Origin of the sequence: Gordonia sp. NB41Y, from assembly GCF_030718915.1 — a bacterium.
GTDB lineage: Bacteria > Actinomycetota > Actinomycetes > Mycobacteriales > Mycobacteriaceae > Gordonia > Gordonia desulfuricans.
Genome location: NZ_CP132196.1, coordinates 4,067,378 through 4,086,375 on the forward strand (window position 1 = coordinate 4,067,378; position 18,998 = coordinate 4,086,375).

The window sequence follows — 18,998 nt, forward strand, 5'->3', positions numbered from 1 at the left end:
CCTGGGCAACCTTAGCGGCTCCGACGTGCCTGTCGATCACCGAACACGATGCCGCCCGCCGTCGAGCTCAGTACCCGCGAGCGTAGCCGAGAACGTCGGACACATAGGTCATGGAGTTGTTGTAGCGCAGCACCGCGGTGGTCTGGGACGCCACATTCCGCAGGTCCAGGTGGCCGTCGCACAGGTAGCGCGCGGTGGTGAGTGCGGCGTCGAAGATGTTCTGCGGATCGGCCACACCGTCCCCGTTGCCGTCGGCGGCGTACTTCTTCCACGTGGACGGGATGAACTGCATCGGGCCGACGGCGCGGTCGTGCACCGAGTCGCCGTCGAGTGCGCCACCGTCGGTGTCGGTGATCACCTGGTTGCCGGCCAGCGAGCCGTCCAGGGTGGGGCCGAAGATCGGGGTCTTCAGCTCGCCGTTCGCGGCGATGTCGCCGTTGTTGGCATGGTGGGACTCCACCCGGCCGATCCCGGCGACGAGCTTCCAGTCGATCCCGCACGTCGGTTGGGTGCGCGCGATGGTGTCGGCGGCCGCCCGGTAGGCGCGGTAGTTGATCGCCGGTACGTCGCCGGCGGTGACGCTCGCCGGGAGCGGGTCTGCGGCCGGCGGAGCGGATGTCTGGGTCTGTGCGACCGGGGACGGGGTCACCGCCGTGGGGGATGCCGGGGCCGGCGTCGACGAGGACGACTGTGCGACCGGCTGGGCGGTGACCGACGAGGTGGCGGCGGGAGCGGCGACGCTCGGTCCGGCACCGTCATCGGTGGTGGCTGCTGCGGCCGCGGCGACGACGCCGACGAGCGGGACCAGTGCGGTGGCCAGCAGCGGGCGGTGGGAGCGCTGCAGCAGCGGGATGCGGGGTTTGGAATGCTTACCCAACGAAACGACCTCAATGTCTGGAACTCGGAGTGGATGCGCGTCGGACATGGGTGCGCACCCGGACCGCAGGCGACGGTACACGTGAACGTTGCCGTTCCGTTATCGCGGCGTTATCGAATCCTGGGAGCCGGCTGAGTGGTCGCTGCGGCATCGCAGGTCATCGGTGATGCCGGTCCGGTGACTGTGAGACCGGCCACATGGCGGTACTGCGGTACCTCTGAACTGCTCGAATCGGTCAGATCAGTGCGGCCGCAGCATGCTCAGCGTGGTGCCCTGCTCGAGGACGACGAACCCGTCGACGACGCGGGCACGGCCGAGGATCGGCTGCGCCCATGCGACCGAGCCCCGCGCGGGATCGAAGGCCGTGATCTGTCCGCCGTTCGCGAAGACGAGCAAGCCGCCAGTGGACCCCACACAACGCAACTGGTCGATGTTGGTGTCCGGTGACTCGACGTCGGGTTCGGGCAGGTTGCCGAGATGGCTGCCGTCGGCGAGCGCGTACACTGCCCGCGACCGGTCCTTGAGCGCGAAGGCGACATAGGCGCCGCACGGGCGGGTGTTGGCCTTCGACAGCTCGGGATCGGTGATCTGCCAGAGCGCGCGGCCCTGCGCGGGATCACGGATCTCGTACTCGCCCTGGGTGGCCTCCATCTGTGCCTGTCCGGTCGCGGTGAGCACCGGCAGCGTGGACGCACCCGGCACCACCCGCAGCCCCGCCGACCGTGCCGTCGGCTCCGGCGACAGCGTGCCGTCGCTCACCGCGTAGGTGTCCACCCCCCGGGTGTCGAGTCCGTCGTGGGAGACCGCGATCCCGGTCGGATAGGTGGTGATCGAACACTGTGAGCAGTGCAGCAGGTCGCGTCCGGTGGCCGGGTCGACGAGGAACTCGGTGGCGTCGTTGGTCGAGATCTGCAGGAGCCCGTTGTCGGTGACCTGCGCCGATGCCGTGGCCGCGAACGAGCGGGACCACACCTCGTCGCCGTCGACGGTGCGCATCGTGACCCGGTACCCGGACTGGTTGATCCGCAGGAACGACGATCCGACGCCGACCACCGAATGGGTGTCGTCGAGTGGGGTCGGACGGGTGGGGGTGCCGTCGTCGTCGACCAGATAGAAGGCATCGGGCAGCGCGGTCACGTCGACGGCGCAGCCGACCACGCCGTCGGCGGTGATCGCACAACTGCCGGTGCCGACCTTGAGCGGGGCTTTCCATATCGGATGACCCGATCCGCGCTCGATCAGCAGGTAGGCGCGTCCGATCCCGGACGGATAGGAGATCAGCCACCGATCCCCATGTGTGCCGGCCACCTCGATCCCGGCGTCGGAGCTGTAGTCGGGAAGGTCCTGCGACGAGAGCGTCCAGGCGGTGTCGGGGGTCGACGGATACGAGCGGAGCTGACCGGCGGTGTATCCCGACGACGGGCGGTCGGGGCTACCGATCGCCAGCACCCCGCCTGCGGTCGCGATCAGGGCGGCCGCGAGGACGAGCGCCACGGTGCCGATCCCGGGCACGCGTGCGCGGAGACTGTGGAGGCTGGATCGGACGCGGCCGGACCGGGTGGGCATGGCCATCAGTCAATCAAAGGGATCGGCCGTTTCGGGTGTGCGACCTGCCGCCGACCCATGACGGACGGCCGCCGCCGTCGGAGAGGGTTGCTCTCCGACGACGGCGGCCGGGGGTCGGGACGATCAGGCGAGTGCGGTGCGCAGGACCTCGACGAGCGGCGTCGACGGCCGGCCGACCAGGGTCTGCAGGGCGGTCGACTCGGAGTCGAGGGCGCCCTGGGTGATCCCGGTGTCGGTGCCGGCCAGGAATCCGGCGAACTGTGCCGGGATGCCGGACTTCTCCAGCGCGGCGGCGTAGTCGGCCTCGGTGAGGTTCTGGTAGGCCACGGCGGTGCCGGTGGCCTCGGTGATCGCGGCGGCGATCGCCGCATAGTCGAGGTGCTCGGACCCGGCGAGCTCGTAGACCTCGCCGCCGGTCGCGGTCACCAGTGCGGCTGCGGCGGCCCCGGCATAGTCGGCCCGCGCGGCGCCGGCGATCTTGCCGTCACCGCCCGCACCGTAGAGCACCCCGCTCTCGAGTGCGGCCTGCGCTCCGGACAGGAAGTTCTCCCAGTACCAGCCGTTGCGCAGCAGGACGGTGGGTATGCCCGACGCGGCGAGCAGCTTCTCGGTGCCCAGGTGCTCCTCGCGCAGTGCCAGCGGGGTGGAGTCGGCGCGCAGCAGGCTGGTGTAGGCGATCAGGCCCACACCGGCGGTGACGGCCGCGTCGATGACGTTGCGATGCTGCGGAAGACGCTGTCCGACCTCCGAGCTCGACACCAGCAGGAGGCGATCGACGCCGGTCAGCGCGGTCTGGAGGGCGGCCGGGTCGGTGTAGTCGGCGACGCGGACGGTGACGCCTGCGCTCTGCAGGGACCGTGCCTTCGCCGTGTTACGGACGACGGCGACGATGTCGGCGGGTGCGACCCCGCGGGCGATCAGGGCGTCGACGGCGAGTCCGCCGAGTGCTCCGGTGGCTCCGGTGACGGCGTAGGTGGTCATGGTGTCCTCCTCGAACGGTGGGGCCGACAATCGGCTACCCGGCAATCATGCACTTACTATTCGTATAGTGCAACCATCGCGATGCCGTACGCACGGAATCAGTAGCACTGCGTCCAGAGGTGGCATAGAATCCGGGCATGTCCGCCGAGTCCTCGTCTTCCGAACCCGCGTCGTCCGAAACCGGCGATGGTCTGACGCCGGAGTTCGCCGACACCCTCGAGGCCGACGTCTTCGCCCGCAACTGTGCCTCCCGCGATGTCCTGCAGAACGTCACGAGCCGGTGGGGCCTACTGGCCCTGGCCGCCCTGGCCGAGGGAGAACTGCGTTTCAGTGCGCTGCGGCGACGGGTCGACGGTGTCAGCGAGCGCATGCTGTCGCAGACCCTGCACACCCTCGAACGCGACGGATTCGTGACCCGAACCGTGTTGCAGTCCATCCCGCCCAAGGTGGAGTACTCGCTCACCGACCTCGGCGCCGACGTGGCCGGACGGCTGACCGCCATCATCGAACTCGTCGAGGGGCGCGTCGACGACGTCTCCCACGCGCGCCGGGAGTACGACGCGCGCGGGGATCGTCCCTAGGGGCGGCGGCGGGTCGTCAGAACAGCTGGCCCACGTAGAACCGGGCTCCCTGGTCGTCGGCACACAGTGCGATCGCCCCATAGGGTTGGCGCGACGGCTCGTCGATCACGGTCCCGCCCGCGGCGCGAACCCGCTCGACCGCGGTGTCGACGTCGGTGACATTCCACATCGGCACCGCCACCGATTCGTCTGCGCCGCCGGCGATCCCGATCTGCGGATGCACGTCGTCGACCTCCCAGCCGTCCTCGATCCGGCCCGGGCGGAACGTCCAGCCGAGCACCGCCCGATAGAACGCGCGCAACCGCGCCGAGTCGGGGGTGTGCACCGTCAGATACGACAGGCCGCCGACGTCACGGGGATGCTGCTCGGGCCGCTCGTCACCGGGTTCCGGCGTGTAGACGGCGAATTCGACGCCCTGATCGTCGATCGCGTCGAGTCCGTGCGGATCGTCGACGGCACGCCCTCCGGCCCGTTCGACGGCGGTGCGTGTGGCGTCGAGATCGTCGACGGCATAGGCGCAGAACACCGTCTGCGGGCCGTCGGTGTGGACGATGGCCAGCGGATGCGCCGCATTGGTCACCCGCCGCGTACCGGCGTCGAACTCCCACCCGAGGACCGCGCCGTAGAAGCGTGCCGCCCGCGTGACGTCGTGGGTCTGGACGGAGACGAATCCGATGTCGCCCACATGGATTCGATCCGGATCGGGTGCGGCCGACAGCATCGGTCCGGTGAGCATCCACCGGTGCCCGAACGGGTCGACGATCACCGCGGTCCGGGTGCCGTGCGCCTCGTAGGGTTCACGGCTGACGATGGCATCGCCGCGGCGTGCGCGGTCGAGGACCGAGTCGGTGTCGTCGACCGTCAGCATCAGGCTCACCGACACATGCCCCGGTGCCGGAGCGCGCAGCCCCATGTCCGGGAACTCCTGCGCGAGATAGACCACACCACCGCCCATCTCGAGTTCGGCATGGCCGATCCGGTTGTCGTCCATCAGGATCGGCTCACCACGCAGGTGCGCGCCGAGGTGGGTGACATACCAGTCGATCGCCGCCCGGCCGTCGGCGACGGCCAGATACGGCAGTGCGCCGGGCCGCTCGACCACCGGGGTGGTGGCAGCGGGTTCGGTTGCGGTGCTGGACAGTTCGTGTTCGAGGGCGGTGGTGTCCACGATGACTCCTTCGGGTAGCCGGGCGCCGCGTTCGAGTCGCTCGCGCAGTCGGCGGGCGAAGTCGGGGTCGGGTGCCAGCGGGATGGGATGGTGGGCGGAATCGGTTGCGCGCAGTGCGGTGAACGGGTCGTACGGTGTACCGGCGCCGGTCCGGTCGTGCGGGTTCATGCGCGACCTCCTTCCCGGCCGATCCCGACCGACCGATCGGGGTAGGCCGCGCGGAAGGCCCGCTTGGCCCGGGTGAGCAGTGCCTCGGTGGCCCCCACCCCGCGGTCGAGTGCGGCGGCGCACTCGGCGACCGGCAGATCGTCGACGTAGCGCAGGGTCAGCACCGCCCGGTGGACGGGCGTGAGCTGCGCGAGGGTGTGGTGGGCGAGTATCCGGTCGAGGTGGATGTCCCACTCGTCACCGTCCGGCGGTGGGTCGGGGAGTTCGTCGACCGGTTCCGGGGTGCGCTGGACCCGGCGCCAGTGGTCGGCGAGTTTGTGTCGGGCCACCCCGATCAACCACGCGACACCGGGGGTGAGGGTCGGATCACGCCGCACCGTGTCCAGGGCGGCGAGGAACGTCTCCGAGGTCACGTCCTCGGCGACCCGACGATCCGGACAGCGGCGGTACACATAGCCGAACACCGCGGGCAGGGCGTCGTCGTAGACATCCAACAAGGCCTGTCCGCCACGAGCCCCCGCACCGCGGCCCACGGGGGCGTCCCCCGTGCCGCGGGTCTCGGTGCCTTCGGATTCTGGGCCGCTCACACCGTCATTGTCGTTCCCGGACGCGGGAACCCGACGCGGGTCGGGCAGAAAATATTTCGGCGCCGCTGCCGGCCGGGTTCGGGATCGGCGGGTCTAGGCACCGGCCACGACGGCGTCGACGACGGCCTGCGGCCGATCGAGTGCGACAAAGGTGCGTGCACCGGGCACCGCGGTGAACGTCGCCTGGCCGAAGACGGCGGCGAGGCGACGGCCCAGCTCCGGCCGGAAGGCCTTGTCGTCGGCGCCCCACACCACCGACACCGGGATGGTCAGCCGGGACAGCCGGGGAGTGGTGCCGGCCAGTTCGGTGCGGTCGATCGCGTCGAGGAAGGCGACGAAGTCGTCGCGGATCGCGGGGTCGGTGCGCAGCGGCTCGAACACCGAGCGGGTGTACTCGGCGTCGGGGTTCGTCACGAGCAGACCCAGGCAGATCGGGGAGTGGCGCAGGGCGCGCACCTGCATGGGGCCGGCGATCAGCGGACGGAGCAGCCGCCGTCGACGGAGCAGGGCGAAGATCAGCCGGAACGGCTGCGGCGGGAACTGGTCGAAGGCGTCGCAGTTGGTGAACACCACCCGGCCGACGAAGTCCGGGTCGGCGTCGAGGGCGAACTGGCAGATGGCGCCACCGGTGTCACAGCCGACGAGGGTGGCGTCGGTGAGTCCGAGTTCGGTGACCAGCTCGCGCACGAGTGCCGCCGCCCCGCGCGGGGAGCGGTCGTGCGCCGGACCCCACGGGATGTGGTGGGCGCCGAGCGGCAGGGTCGGGAGCACGCTGCGATATCCGGCGGCGGCGAGCAGGGCGGCGACCGGTTCCCACATCCGTCCGTCGACCGCCACGCCGTGCACGAACAGCACCGGCGGGTGCGGCGACGACTCGGGGCCGGTGACGCGGTACTCGACGGTCCCGGTCCGAAGGTGGGCGACGAGTGGTGAACCCATGGTGGACTCCGATGGTCTGATCCCGGTCACTGACGAACGCTCGTCACGAAAGCTACGGACGGTTCGCGCAGAAGTCCACGAATCGACCCATCCTGCCGGTGGACGACGCGAAAACAGGGTCCTGCGGCCCCCGACGTGCCCGTTCGCTCACGGCGTAGCGAACCCGGAACAGGCCCGGACGCTGGGCTGTTGTACATCTCGATGCCCGAACGTCCCCCGATTCACCCACAACCGGGGCGGGCGTTAACTGTAGGTGCACTCCATGCGACCACTAGAGTGGAAGCAGGACGGTCGTCGTGTACCCGACACCGCCACGATGGTCGCCATCGTGGTCCGGTTCCCGGGGCACCGGGAGAGCATGACGACCTGGGCGACAGCGAAATGAGGGAGAACAATGTTCGAACGGTTCACCGACCGCGCTCGACGGGTTGTCGTGCTCGCCCAAGAAGAGGCGCGGATGCTCAACCACAACTACATCGGCACCGAGCACATCCTGCTCGGCCTGATCCACGAGGGTGAGGGTGTCGCCGCGAAGGCACTCGAGTCGCTCGGCATCTCCCTGGAAGGTGTTCGCAGCCAGGTCGAGGAGATCATCGGTCAGGGCCAGCAGGCACCGAGCGGGCACATCCCGTTCACCCCTCGGGCCAAGAAGGTCCTCGAGCTGTCTCTGCGCGAGGCGCTGCAGCTCGGCCACAACTACATCGGCACCGAGCACATCCTGCTCGGCCTCATCCGCGAGGGCGAGGGCGTGGCCGCACAGGTGCTGGTCAAGCTCGGCGCCGACCTCAACCGGGTCCGCCAGCAGGTCATCCAGCTGCTGTCGGGGTACCAGGGCAAGGAGCCGCAGGAGGCCGGCACCGGTGGCCGCTCCACCGAGGCGGGCACCCCGTCGACCTCGCTGGTCCTCGACCAGTTCGGCAGAAATCTGACCGCCGCCGCGGCCGAGGGCAAACTCGACCCGGTCATCGGCCGGGAAAAAGAGATCGAACGGGTCATGCAGGTGCTGTCTCGACGCACCAAGAACAACCCGGTGCTGATCGGTGAGCCGGGCGTCGGCAAGACCGCCGTCGTCGAGGGCCTCGCACAGGCCATCGTCAACGGCCAGGTCCCCGAGACGCTCAAGGACAAGCAGCTCTACACCCTCGACCTCGGTTCGCTGGTCGCGGGCAGCCGCTACCGCGGTGACTTCGAGGAGCGCCTGAAGAAGGTACTCAAGGAGATCAACACCCGCGGCGACATCATCCTGTTCATCGACGAGCTGCACACGCTCGTCGGCGCAGGTGCCGCCGAGGGCGCGATCGACGCCGCGAGCATCCTCAAGCCGAAGCTGGCCCGTGGCGAGCTGCAGACCATCGGTGCCACCACCCTCGACGAGTACCGCAAGTACATCGAGAAGGACGCCGCCCTCGAGCGCCGCTTCCAGCCGGTGCAGGTGGGCGAGCCGTCGGTGGAGCACACCATCGAGATCCTCAAGGGTCTGCGCGACCGGTACGAGAGCCACCACCGCGTGTCCATCACCGACGGTGCACTCGTCGCGGCGGCCACCCTCGCCGACCGTTACATCAACGACCGGTTCCTGCCGGACAAGGCGATCGACCTGATCGACGAGGCCGGCGCGCGCATGCGCATCCGCCGGATGACCGCGCCGCCAGACCTGCGCGAGTTCGACGAGCGGATCGCCGACGCCCGCAAGGAGAAGGAGTCCGCGATAGACGCGCAGGACTTCGAGAAGGCCGCCGGGCTGCGCGACAAGGAGAAGCAGCTCGTCGCCGAGCGCGCTGAGCGTGAAAAGCAGTGGCGCAGTGGTGATCTGGACATCGTGGCCGAGGTCGACGACGAGCAGATCGCCGAGGTGCTCGGCAACTGGACCGGTATCCCCGTGTTCAAGCTCACCGAGGAGGAGACCACCCGTCTGCTCCGTATGGAGGAGGAGCTGCACAAGCGGATCATCGGCCAGGAGGACGCGGTCAAGGCCGTCTCCAAGGCCATCCGCCGCACCCGCGCCGGTCTGAAGGACCCGCGTCGCCCGTCCGGCTCGTTCATCTTCGCCGGCCCGTCCGGTGTCGGTAAGACCGAGCTGTCCAAGGCACTCGCCAACTTCCTGTTCGGCGAGGACGACGCGCTCATCCAGATCGACATGGGCGAGTTCCACGACCGCTTCACCGCGTCGCGTCTGTTCGGTGCCCCTCCCGGGTACGTCGGTTACGAAGAGGGCGGCCAGCTCACCGAGAAGGTGCGCCGCAAGCCGTTCTCGGTGGTGCTGTTCGACGAGATCGAGAAGGCCCACTCGGAGATCTACAACACCCTGTTGCAGGTCCTCGAGGACGGTCGCCTGACCGACGGTCAGGGCCGCACGGTGGACTTCAAGAACACCGTCCTGATCTTCACCTCGAACCTCGGTACCTCCGACATCTCGAAGGCCGTGGGACTGGGCTTCAGCAAGGGCGACGACACGCAGTCGAACTACGAGCGGATGAAGCTCAAGGTCAACGACGAGCTCAAGAAGCACTTCCGGCCCGAGTTCCTCAACCGTATCGACGACGTCATCGTGTTCCACCAGCTCACGAAGGACGAGATCATCGAGATGGTCGATCTGATGATCGCCCGTGTCGAGAAGCAGTTGAAGAACAAGGACATGGACATCGAGCTCACCGAGAAGGCCAAGGCGCTGCTCGCGCGGCGCGGCTTCGATCCGGTGCTCGGCGCCCGTCCGCTGCGTCGCACCATCCAGCGTGAGATCGAGGATCAGCTCTCCGAGAAGATCCTGTTCAACGAGCTGACCCCCGGTCAGATCGTGCTGGTCGACGTCGAGGACTGGGACGGCGAGGGCGACGGTGACGGCGCCAAGTTCACCTTCGTCGGCTCGGAGAAGCCGCGCGAGGTGCCCGACGCACCGGTCGAGCTCAGCAAGGCCGGTGACGGCAGCGCCGACGTGGGCTGACGGACAACCTGATTGACCCGACGACGCCCGCCGCATCCACCCGGATGCGGCGGGCGTCTCGGTGTGGAAAGGGTCTGCCGATCTCCGCGCCCGGTCGGTGCCGGACGTCGGGTTGCCGGGTTGCCGCGATGATCGGGGCGGATGTGACGGTGGTTACCATCGAGTCCGAGAACCGCTTGTGGCAGAGGAGCATCGATGGCAGACACCGGACGGGTCATCAGCGTCGACCGTGACGACGAGATCGCGATCATCACCCTGAACCGCCCGGATCGGCTCAACGCCTTCACCACCGAGATGGGTGCGGAGATCCGCACCGCACTCGACGAGATCGACGCCGACGACGCGGTGCGCGCCGTGGTGTTCACCGGGGCCGGACGAGCATTCTGTGCCGGTGCCGACCTGGGTGCCGGCGCGTCCACCTTCGAGCTCGACTCCGATGGTGGTGTGCCGCGCGACGAGGGTGGCCGCCTGACCCTGCGCATCTTCGAATCCCTCAAACCGGTGGTGATGGCGATCAACGGTCCGTCGGCTGGTGTCGGTGTCACCATGACCCTGCCCGCCGATGCCCGGATCGCCTCCGAGAACGCCCGATTCGGCTTCGTCTTCACCCGCCGGGGACTGGTCCCCGAGGCCTGCTCGAGCTGGTTCCTGCCGCGTCTGGTCGGGCTGCCGACAGCGCTGCGCTGGACGATGGGCGGACAGATGGTCCCGGCGTCGGAGGCACTCGAGGCAGGACTGGTGCAGCAGGTGGTGCCGCCCGAGCAGGTGCTGCCGACGGCGATCGCGACCGCCCGTGAGATGACCCGCGGGACCGCTGCGGTGTCGGTGGCGCTGACCCGACAACTGTTGTGGCAGATGGCCGGAGCGCCGAGCCCGTGGGACGCACACCGTGCCGACTCGGCGGCGATCTACTTCCGCGGCACCATGCCCGACGTGGCCGAGGGGGTGACGGCGTTCCTCGACAAGCGCGACCCGGTGTTCACCGACACCGTCTCGGCCGACCTGCCCGAGATCTTCGGAGTGGAGCTGGAGCCAACACGTGGTGGACCCGACACCGGGGATCCGTCCCCGGCGCACCCGGATATGTGAGACTGGGACGGTTATGTCGCGCGCACTCTTCTATCGTGGCGCGACGGCCCTCGCTGCACTGGCCGTCGCGGCCGTCGTCGTACTCCCCGGGAGCGCGAGCGTGCAGCATGCCGTCGCCGGCCCGGTGTCCACCGTCGCCGCATCCCAGCACGACGAACTGCCGAGCACACCGGCGCCGCCCCCGGCGAAGTATGTGGCACTGGGCAGTTCGTATGCCGCCGGTCCGGACGGGCCGGAGTCGCTGTCGAATCGGTGCCTGCGTACCTCCGACAACTACCCGCACCAGGTGGCCGGCGCACTGGGCATGACGCTGATCGATGCGACCTGTTCGGGTGCCACCACACGCAACATCCTGTCGGTACCCCAACGCTTCACCGCACGACCGCAGATCGACGCCGTCACCCCCGACACATCGCTGGTCACCATCACCACCGGCGGCAACGACGTCGGCTATGTGCAACGTCTGCTCGCGATGAGCTGCCGCAACGTGACACCGGCGGTGGCCAAGGAGGTCGCCGCCCGCACCTGCGCGCTCGGTCATCCGATCGCCGAACCGGGCCCGGAGCGCTTCGCCGAGGCCGAGTGGGCGATGTACGAGACGGCGCTGGCGGTCAAGGCCCGCGCCCCGCATGCGCGCGTCGTGTTCGTCGACTATCCGCCGGTCGTCCTCGCCGGGGAGCGTGCGTGCTCGTTGCTGCCGCTGAAGCCGGAGGAACTCGCCGCCACCGTCCGCGTGTACGACGAACTCGCCGCGGCCACCGCGCGCGCCGCCGAGGCCTCGGGATCGCAGCTGGTGCGCACGATGCCCGCGGCCACCGGGCACACCGTGTGCTCGGCCGACCCCTGGCTGAACGGCTTCGAGCTCCCCATCCCGTATCACCCGAACGACGCCGGCAAATCGGGTGTCGCGAGTCTGGTCATCGACGCCCTGCGCTGAGACGGAGCGTAGCGACACGCTCCGGTGATTGAGCCGACGAGGAGCGTAGCGACGAGGCGTGGCGCCCCGGTGTTCGAGCCGATGAGCAGCGCTGGTGACGTGGCGTGGCGCCCCGGTGTTCGAGCCGATGAGCAGCGCTGGTGACGTGGCGTGACGCTCCGGTGTTCGAGCCGATGAGCAGCGCTGGTGACGTGGCGTGACGCCCCGGTGTTCGAGCCGATGAGCAGCGCTGGTGACGTGGCGTGGCGCCCCGGTGTTCGAGCCGATGAGCAGCGCTGGTGACGTGGCGTGACGCTCCGGTGTTCGAGCCGATGAGCAGCGCTGGTGACGTGGCGTGACGCTCCGGTGATTGAGCCGACGAGGAGCGTAGCGACGAGGCGTGTCGAAATCTCCGCCGGCCGACCTCGAGTGGTGACCACCAGCGGAGACGGCTGCGGTAGGGGACCAGGCCGACACCCCGGTGTTCGAGCTGACGACCAGCACTGGTGACGTGGCGTGACACCCCGATGTTCGAGCCGACGACCAGCACTGGTGACGTGGCGTGACACCCCGGTGATTGAGCCGATGGGCAACCTTGGCGACGTGGCGTGACCCCCGGTGTTCGAGCCGATGGGCAACCTTGGCGACGTGGCGTGACCCCCGGTGATTGAGCCGACGAGGAGCGTAGCGACGAGGCGTGTCGAAATCTCCGCCGGCCGAGTTCGAGTGGTGACCCCAGGCGAGATACGCCGGGTGCCGGATCAGACCCGGCACCCGACCACGGTCACACGGTCTCTTCGGCGACCTTGCCCTCGCGCACCTGGCGCCAGTAGACGAGCGCCATCGAGAACACCAGGAAGGCGCCGGTGGCGGCGATCAGGTTGCCGGCCCACATCTCGAAGCCGAGGCGCACGATCACGCCGATGACGATGCCCATCAGGCCGACGGCGGTCGACCGGCCGGCGTTCTGTACGCGCCAGTCGATGCGGTTGCGTCCGGTCGTGATCAGGCTGATCGGGCTGCGACGCAGGGTCTCCACGATGAACACGGTGAGCGCCACCGTCGCCAGGTAGGCGATGATCACGCGCGGAACGGCGGGCAGCGATGTGGTGGCGATCTGCGGCAGCAGGGCGTACAACGCGAGCGCATGTGCCAGGTAGATGCCGAACGACCGGTCCGACGCGGTGCGCATCAGGCGGTCCGGGATCGACCCGGGGGTGCGACGTTCCTGCCAGATGGTGCCCAGGGAGTACAGGATGATGATGATCGCGATGAACGCCCACATGTTGTGAAGCATGAACACGTTGGTCGCGCGGAACAGATCCTCGCCGTGGTCGACGACGTACAGGTAGTACACCCAGGTCGCCAGCATGACCACCAGTCCACCGGTGATCAGCTGCCGGCGCCAGCGCTTGACGAATCCCTGGAACGCCTCGAAGTGCATGGCCGCCACACAGCCGGCGAAGATGAAGAACTGGTACGGGATGATCGTGACGACCAGGTGACTCCAGATCTCGCCCTGGATTCCCCAGGTGAGGAACGACACCGGCGGCCGCACCATCATGTACATCACGACCATCTGGACGACGAGGCTGACCGCGAGCAGGTACCGGTGGTAGCCGCACGACCGCTTGAGCACCCACAGCACCAGCGGGAACACCAGGTAGATCTGCATACTCACCGACAGGAAGTACAGGTGGTAGGCGGCGTGACCGGTGATCAGGTCGTAGACGATGCTCTTCACCGAGCGTTCCACGGCGTCGAAGCTGTTCCACGCGTTGGTGATCGCGTCGACACCGCCGAACTTGTAGCGCGTGTAGAACCAGTAGAACAGGCTCCAGGTGACGAACGGCAGGCCGATCAGCTTGTAGCGTCGCCGCCAGAACTCCGTCGCCTTCAGGTCGCGCTTGCGGTACTGATAGGTCAACACGAAGCCGGTGAGCGCGAAGAAGCCGTACCGGGTGTAGCGCAAGAACATCTCGACCGCGCCCGCGGCGACGTTGGTCGGCGCGGTCACGCTGAGCATCACGTGGTCGAGGATGACCCCACCGAAGGTGACCAACCGGACGAGGTCGATCTGGTAGAGATGCTTGTCTTTCTTCTTCGCCGGTGGCGCCGGGGTGTCCGCCGCGGCGGCGTCGGTCACGTTCTGTTCGGGTGTGTCCGATGCTTTCGGTGCCTGCGGTGACGATGTACCGGCCGAGGGCTGTTCGGTGACGATCGGTCTTCCTCCGTCCGGTGATTTCCGGCGCGATATGCTGCTGCGCGCGTTCGGGTAGGCAGGCTACTCCGTATTCCTGTGAGCCCTGAAATCAGACAGGGCCCCGCCGAGACGTTCATCGGCGGTCCGCTCGGATGTCGTCGGTGGCCTGCAGCCGGGCGACGGGGCGTCGTCGGGCGGCGGCGCGCCACCCGATCAGACCCACCACCGCGGCCAGGAAACAGGCGGCCGCGCCCACCGCGAGGCCGATGCGGGCCCCGGCCGCCTCGGAGATCCAGCCGATGATCGGACCACCGATCGGTGTGGACCCCATGAAGGCCACCGACCACAGTGCCATCACCCGTCCCCGCATGTGAGGTTCGGAGTTGAGTTGCAGGGTGGCGTTGCCGGTGGAGAGGAACGACACGCTGAGCCAGCCGGTGAAGAACAAGGCCACGATCGCCATCCACAGTTCGGGGACGACGGCGGTGATCGTGATGGTGATGCCGAAGCCCACCGCGGCCAGGGTCAGGGTGCGCAACCCGATGGTGCCGCGCGCGGCGACGATCAGCCCGCCGACCACCGCGCCGACCCCCATCGACGCCGTCATGAACCCGAACGCCTGGGGTCCGCCGTGGAAGGCGTCCTTGGCGGCGGCGGGCAGCGACACCTGGAACTCGTAGGCCAGGGTGCCCACCACACCCATCATCGCCAGCGGCACCCACAGCAGTGGTTCCCGCGCGACGTAGACGAAGCCCTCACGCAACTGTCCGCGGGCCCGCGTGATCGGTGTCTCCGGGGTGATCTCGTCGGTCCGCAGACTCACCAGGGAGACGACGACCGCCACGAAGCTGGCCGCGTTGATCGCGAAGCACCAGCCCGCGCCGACCGCGGCGAGCACCACACCGGCGACGGCCGGGCCCACCGCGCGGGCGGCGTTGACCATGACCGAGTTGAGGGTGACGGCGTTGCGGATCAGATCGTTGCCGACGATCTGATGGAGAAAGGCCTGCCGGGCGGGATTCTCGAAGGCGTTGCCGAGCCCGAGGAGCACGGCGAGGACGCCGACATGCCAGACCTGCACCCAGCCGCCGAGGGCGAGGACGGCCAGGACCACCGCCAGCACCCCCATCGCCGACTGCAGCACGATCATCGTGCGGCGACGATCGAGGCGGTCGGCGAGCACTCCGGCGTAGGGGCCGAAGAGCAGGATGGGCAGCGCCTGCAAGGCGACGATCAGACCGAGGACGGCTGCGGAGTCGCTGAGGGTGAGGACCAGCCACGCCTGCGCGGTCGCCTGCATCCACGTCCCGACGAGCGAGAGTGTCTGACCGGCGAAGTAGAGGCGGTAGTTACGGACCCGGAAGGATGCGAACATGCCACGCTGCTCGACGGGCTCCCGACGCCCGGGCTCCTCGGCCTCGGGAACTCGGTGCGTGGTCATCATCTGCCACTGTATGCCTCGGTGTCCCCGGGTCGGGGCATGGTCCGGGACCGATCACCCGGCCCGAGCCGGCGTGCACCGTAGTCAGCGTCGGCCGGTCTCGCCCAGCCGCAACGCCAACGCCGGACACGCCGCCACGGCGCGATGGGCGTGACGACGCTCTGCGGGCAGAACGGGGTCACCGTCGACGACCGGGAATCCCCACTCGTCGAGCCGGATGTGTTCGGGCACCAGCAGGGCGCACAATCCGTGGCCGTCGCAGCGGGTCCAGTCGACGACGAGTCGGCGTGTGGTGCGAGGGTCACGCCGGGTCATCGCGGGCCCCCGATCGGGTCGTCGGGGTCGTCGGGAATCGGCAGGACTCCCAGGATCCGCCGACCACAGCCGCCACGGAGGTGCGCATCGACCTCGTGGCCGAACCGCGTCAACGCCGATGCCGCGAAGCGGGCCACACCGTCGGGGTGGTTGCAGCTCCCGCGACCGGCCATCACCCCCAGACGGCGTCGGATGGCGTCGGGGTCGCGACGTTCCCCGCGCGCGAGTGCGGTCATGTCCGCGGCGAGGGCGTCGAGGCCGAACACGCAGGGGCCACACTGGCCCGCGGAGCGGCGCGCCGACCACTGCACGACCCGGGCGATCTCGCCCAGTGCGCAGGTCTCGGTGGGCAGCACGACCACGCTGCCGACGCCACGCCCCAGATGTCGGTCGTGCAGGAAACGGTGATCGAGCGGTATGTCGAGTTCGGTCGTCCACGCGCCGTGATATCCGCCGAGCAGAACCGGCTCCCGGGTCGGCCCGGTCAATCGGGACAGGCGTGTTCCCACCGGCACCTCGGCGACCGCCCGGAATGGGACCGCGCCACCGGTGGTCATCAGCATGGTCCCGCGTTCGGGTCCGAAGCCCAACTCGGCGAACCGGTCGACGCCGAGGCCGGCGAGCAGTCCGAGCTGGGCGAATGTCTCGACATTGGACGCGAACGTCGGTGCCTTCCCGATCCCGCGGCGCGACGCCGAGACGCGGCGCCCGGTGGGCACCGCCGGTCGTCCGTCGAGGGCCTCGATCAGGGCGTGCACCTCACCGGACACGACGCTGTGGCCCGTGCGGGTGACGATCCGGTACCGAGCGGCATCACCGCGTTCGTCGCATGCGGCGGTCAGCGAGTCCGCGGCGACCGGGTCGGGGACCACGATCGTGATCCGATCCGTCTGCAGGGCGGCCGCGACGAGCAGCGCACCGTCCACCACGTGATGGGGGGCCAGGCACAGCAGCGCCTTGTCCTTGCTGCTGGTGGGGTCGCTCTCGCTGCCGTTGACCAGCACGTGGGTGCGCCTGCCCGGTGCCACCGCGGCGAGCTTGTCGGCGACCGGGAACCCGGCACCTCCGCGTCCACGCAGGCCGACCCGGTGGGCGGCGTCGATCAGCCAGGTGCGGTCCCGATGGGGTGCCGCGCCGGTGAGCGCACGGTGGCGGGAATGGCCGACCCGGCCGGCAGTCGTCCCGGCGAACAGCCGGTCGGCTCCCAGGTGTGCCACCTGCACCGTGGATTCCATGGGCCGGTGATACGCGGCGGTCACCGAGTTCGAGTTCGAGGTCGCCGTCATCGCAGCATCTCCTGTCGGGTGGTGGCCGTTGCCGTTGCCGTTGTCGTTGTCGTTGTCGTTGTCGGGGTCGGGATCCGGAAAGGATGATGAATCATGATGCCCCGCAAGAGAAGTGACATACCGATGGAACCGGTGCACAGGCCGTGGATCGAGAGGGCCCACCAGGTGTCGGTGCCGGCACTGAATCCGTGATAGATCGCGGCGGCCCATGCGAGGTAGGCGGTGGCGTGAACCGTCCGCCAACTCCGGACCGCTCCGGCCGACGACGCGAAAAGCCTTCTCGTGAAACCGGATACGGCAGCAAGGGTGAAACCGTACAGTGCGATGACCCCGAACGCCACGGCCACCGGGCGGTAGCCCGATCCGAACGGGAGGAGTGCCGCCGCCGGTGGGACGTCGACGGCGGAGTCGACGAGGATCAGCGCGATGTGCATGAGGAGCGCGAGGAGCCCGATCACGGCCAGCGTGCGGTGGTGGAGCTGCCGGGTGATCCGGCGTTCGGCCGCCCCCGGGTCCGCGCGGTGCCGGGACGGGGTGACGACCCCCGCCAGAACGCCCAGGCAGATGCTCCCGGTGAGTGCGACGAGCGCGACGAATCCCAGTGCGCGGATCAGGTACCAGAGTGTCATGCGGCGGCCTCGATCACCTCGGGGTCGTCCGGCCAGGCGCCCAGCCGTGTCACGCGGCCGTCGGTCCCGACGAGGCGCGCCGGCCTGCCTGCGGTCAGCAGGTCGACCACCGCACTCGCCGCGTCGACCAGCACCCAGGTGCTCGCGATGTTGGCGCCCAGTGCGGTCGGCGCCCACACCGACGCCGACCGCCACCGGCCGTCCACGGACGTTCCGGTGGACGGGTCGATGATGTGATGCCGGGCGGTCCCGGCGGCATCGGTCCACGACCGCGCGAGCACAGACGATGTCGCGAGGCCGCCGTGGGTCAGGCCGATACGGGTGGGATCGTCGCCTTCCCGCTCGGCGACCTCGATTCCCCAGGGTGCCGGTCGTGCGCCGGCAGTCGAGAGGTCACCTCCGATCGACACCAGCACCGGGCGGCCGGTGCGGGCATGCGCGCGGCGTGCGGCGGCATCGGCGGTCCAGGCCTTCGCCGTCGCGCCCAGATCCACCGTCACCCCCGGTGGGAGCGTTACGATCCGGCGGTCGCCGTCCAGGCGTACCGATCGCCAGTCCGTGCGGCCCGGGTGACCACCGTGGGGACGCGAGATGGTGCGGTCTCCGGGTTCCCGGCGATGCCGGACGACGGCGATGTCGTAGTCATAGCCCGCCCGGATCAGGTCGCCCCCGACCGTCGGATCCACCGCGCCGCGGGTCGCCGAGGCGGCGTCGAGGGCCACCTGGAGGAGTTGAAAAGCCAAGGGGGAGAGAATTGTCGGCGCTCCACATGCGGAGTTCAGCCGGCTGATCTCGGAGTCCGGGTCGAATCGGTTGACCGCAGCCGCGACCCGGCTCATGAGTTCACGGACCTCGACGCCGGCATCGCGGGTGAGGTCGGCGCGCCGGGCGGGTTCGCGACAGTCGACGGTCAGCTCGACCGTGCACGACCACGCCGTCCATCGTTCGAGGTCCCCGGCGGCGGTCATGACGCGTGACTCGATCCGTGCATCGGGCCACCTTGATACGGGGTCAGCGCACCCGTGCCCGAGTTCTCTGGGATGTCATCGGTCGTCTGCCCGGTCGACCCCAGGTCGGAGGTCTGCGACCGCGTCACCGTGGACGTGCCGGTGACCGGTGTGCCGGCAGATCCGCTGCCGGTATGGGCTGCCGCGACGGCGAAACCGGCCGCGGCCGCAAGACTCACCCCGGCGGCGGAGAAGGAGAAGATGCGGTTGCGGGACCGGATGCGGTCCCGTCGATCGTCGGCCGGGTTGTGCTGTGTGGGATCTGGCGGGCGCAGCTGCATGTCACCACGGTGTGCGCATCCAC

General features: G+C 69.2%; 17 protein-coding genes. 4 read left to right on the forward strand and 13 right to left on the reverse strand.

Translation table 11 applies throughout. The annotated features are described in order from the left end of the window. Positions 1-67: 67 nt before the first annotated feature. The 3 genes from Q9K23_RS17600 to Q9K23_RS17610 all read right to left on the reverse strand — a co-directional run bounded on the left by Q9K23_RS17600 (position 68) and on the right by Q9K23_RS17610 (position 3,424). Positions 68-877, reverse strand: a complete 810-nt coding sequence (locus Q9K23_RS17600) for a lytic murein transglycosylase (protein WP_053776736.1) — start codon at positions 875-877, stop codon at positions 68-70. 240 nt (positions 878-1,117) lie between these two features. Then, on the reverse strand, positions 1,118-2,443 hold the full coding sequence (locus Q9K23_RS17605) for a hypothetical protein (RefSeq protein WP_152972664.1): 1,326 nt from the start codon (positions 2,441-2,443) through the stop codon (positions 1,118-1,120). A gap of 123 nt (positions 2,444-2,566) precedes the next feature. Next, positions 2,567-3,424: an NmrA family NAD(P)-binding protein gene (locus Q9K23_RS17610; RefSeq protein ID WP_053776738.1), complete on the reverse strand. Its 858-nt coding sequence runs from the start codon at positions 3,422-3,424 to the stop codon at positions 2,567-2,569. Positions 3,425-3,561: 137 nt separating this feature from the next. Between Q9K23_RS17610 and Q9K23_RS17615 the strand changes: the two genes are divergently transcribed. Next, complete coding sequence (locus Q9K23_RS17615) at positions 3,562-4,005, forward strand: helix-turn-helix domain-containing protein (RefSeq protein ID WP_020793050.1); 444 nt, start codon at positions 3,562-3,564, stop codon at positions 4,003-4,005. A gap of 16 nt (positions 4,006-4,021) precedes the next feature. Here the strand turns inward: Q9K23_RS17615 and Q9K23_RS17620 are convergent, their stop codons facing one another. The 3 genes from Q9K23_RS17620 to Q9K23_RS17630 all read right to left on the reverse strand — a co-directional run bounded on the left by Q9K23_RS17620 (position 4,022) and on the right by Q9K23_RS17630 (position 6,867). Further along, entirely contained in the window at positions 4,022-5,341 is a 1,320-nt protein-coding gene (locus tag Q9K23_RS17620) for a VOC family protein (protein ID WP_053776739.1), read from the reverse strand. Then, positions 5,338-5,838, reverse strand: coding sequence for an RNA polymerase sigma factor (locus Q9K23_RS17625; protein ID WP_348533965.1), 501 nt, complete (start codon positions 5,836-5,838; stop codon positions 5,338-5,340). Before Q9K23_RS17625 ends, Q9K23_RS17620 begins: the two co-directional genes overlap by 4 nt. A gap of 183 nt (positions 5,839-6,021) precedes the next feature. Continuing rightward, positions 6,022-6,867 carry an alpha/beta hydrolase gene (locus tag Q9K23_RS17630; protein ID WP_053776740.1) on the reverse strand — a complete coding sequence of 282 codons (846 nt, stop codon included), beginning with the start codon at positions 6,865-6,867 and terminating at the stop codon, positions 6,022-6,024. A gap of 394 nt (positions 6,868-7,261) precedes the next feature. On the opposite strand from Q9K23_RS17630, the gene Q9K23_RS17635 reads away from it, so the two are divergent. The 3 genes from Q9K23_RS17635 to Q9K23_RS17645 all read left to right on the forward strand — a co-directional run bounded on the left by Q9K23_RS17635 (position 7,262) and on the right by Q9K23_RS17645 (position 11,834). Then, positions 7,262-9,808 carry an ATP-dependent Clp protease ATP-binding subunit gene (locus Q9K23_RS17635; protein ID WP_020791520.1) on the forward strand — a complete coding sequence of 849 codons (2,547 nt, stop codon included), beginning with the start codon at positions 7,262-7,264 and terminating at the stop codon, positions 9,806-9,808. A gap of 195 nt (positions 9,809-10,003) precedes the next feature. Beyond that, positions 10,004-10,897, forward strand: coding sequence for an enoyl-CoA hydratase-related protein (locus Q9K23_RS17640; RefSeq protein WP_020791519.1), 894 nt, complete (start codon positions 10,004-10,006; stop codon positions 10,895-10,897). A gap of 13 nt (positions 10,898-10,910) precedes the next feature. Then, complete coding sequence (locus Q9K23_RS17645; RefSeq protein ID WP_053776741.1) at positions 10,911-11,834, forward strand: SGNH/GDSL hydrolase family protein; 924 nt, start codon at positions 10,911-10,913, stop codon at positions 11,832-11,834. A 763-nt stretch (positions 11,835-12,597) separates the two neighbouring features. Here Q9K23_RS17645 and Q9K23_RS17650 read toward each other — a convergent pair. From Q9K23_RS17650 to Q9K23_RS17680, 7 genes are all read right to left on the reverse strand, one after another. Next, complete coding sequence (locus Q9K23_RS17650; protein WP_053778545.1) at positions 12,598-13,959, reverse strand: acyltransferase; 1,362 nt, start codon at positions 13,957-13,959, stop codon at positions 12,598-12,600. A gap of 190 nt (positions 13,960-14,149) precedes the next feature. Then, on the reverse strand, positions 14,150-15,457 hold the full coding sequence (locus Q9K23_RS17655) for an MFS transporter (RefSeq protein WP_053778546.1): 1,308 nt from the start codon (positions 15,455-15,457) through the stop codon (positions 14,150-14,152). 84 nt (positions 15,458-15,541) lie between these two features. Continuing rightward, complete coding sequence (locus Q9K23_RS17660) at positions 15,542-15,772, reverse strand: ferredoxin (RefSeq protein WP_020794399.1); 231 nt, start codon at positions 15,770-15,772, stop codon at positions 15,542-15,544. Continuing rightward, complete coding sequence (locus Q9K23_RS17665) at positions 15,769-17,058, reverse strand: NADH-ubiquinone oxidoreductase-F iron-sulfur binding region domain-containing protein (protein WP_053778544.1); 1,290 nt, start codon at positions 17,056-17,058, stop codon at positions 15,769-15,771. The genes Q9K23_RS17660 and Q9K23_RS17665 overlap by 4 nt, the downstream gene beginning before the upstream one ends. Next, entirely contained in the window at positions 17,055-17,687 is a 633-nt protein-coding gene (locus Q9K23_RS17670) for a hypothetical protein (protein WP_053778543.1), read from the reverse strand. The genes Q9K23_RS17665 and Q9K23_RS17670 overlap by 4 nt, the downstream gene beginning before the upstream one ends. Next, a complete protein-coding gene (locus Q9K23_RS17675; RefSeq protein WP_053778542.1) occupies positions 17,684-18,655 on the reverse strand; it encodes an FAD:protein FMN transferase in 972 nt (323 codons plus the stop codon). The genes Q9K23_RS17670 and Q9K23_RS17675 overlap by 4 nt, the downstream gene beginning before the upstream one ends. Next, positions 18,652-18,975, reverse strand: a complete 324-nt coding sequence (locus tag Q9K23_RS17680; RefSeq protein WP_020793523.1) for a hypothetical protein — start codon at positions 18,973-18,975, stop codon at positions 18,652-18,654. The genes Q9K23_RS17675 and Q9K23_RS17680 overlap by 4 nt, the downstream gene beginning before the upstream one ends. Positions 18,976-18,998 lie beyond the last annotated feature (23 nt).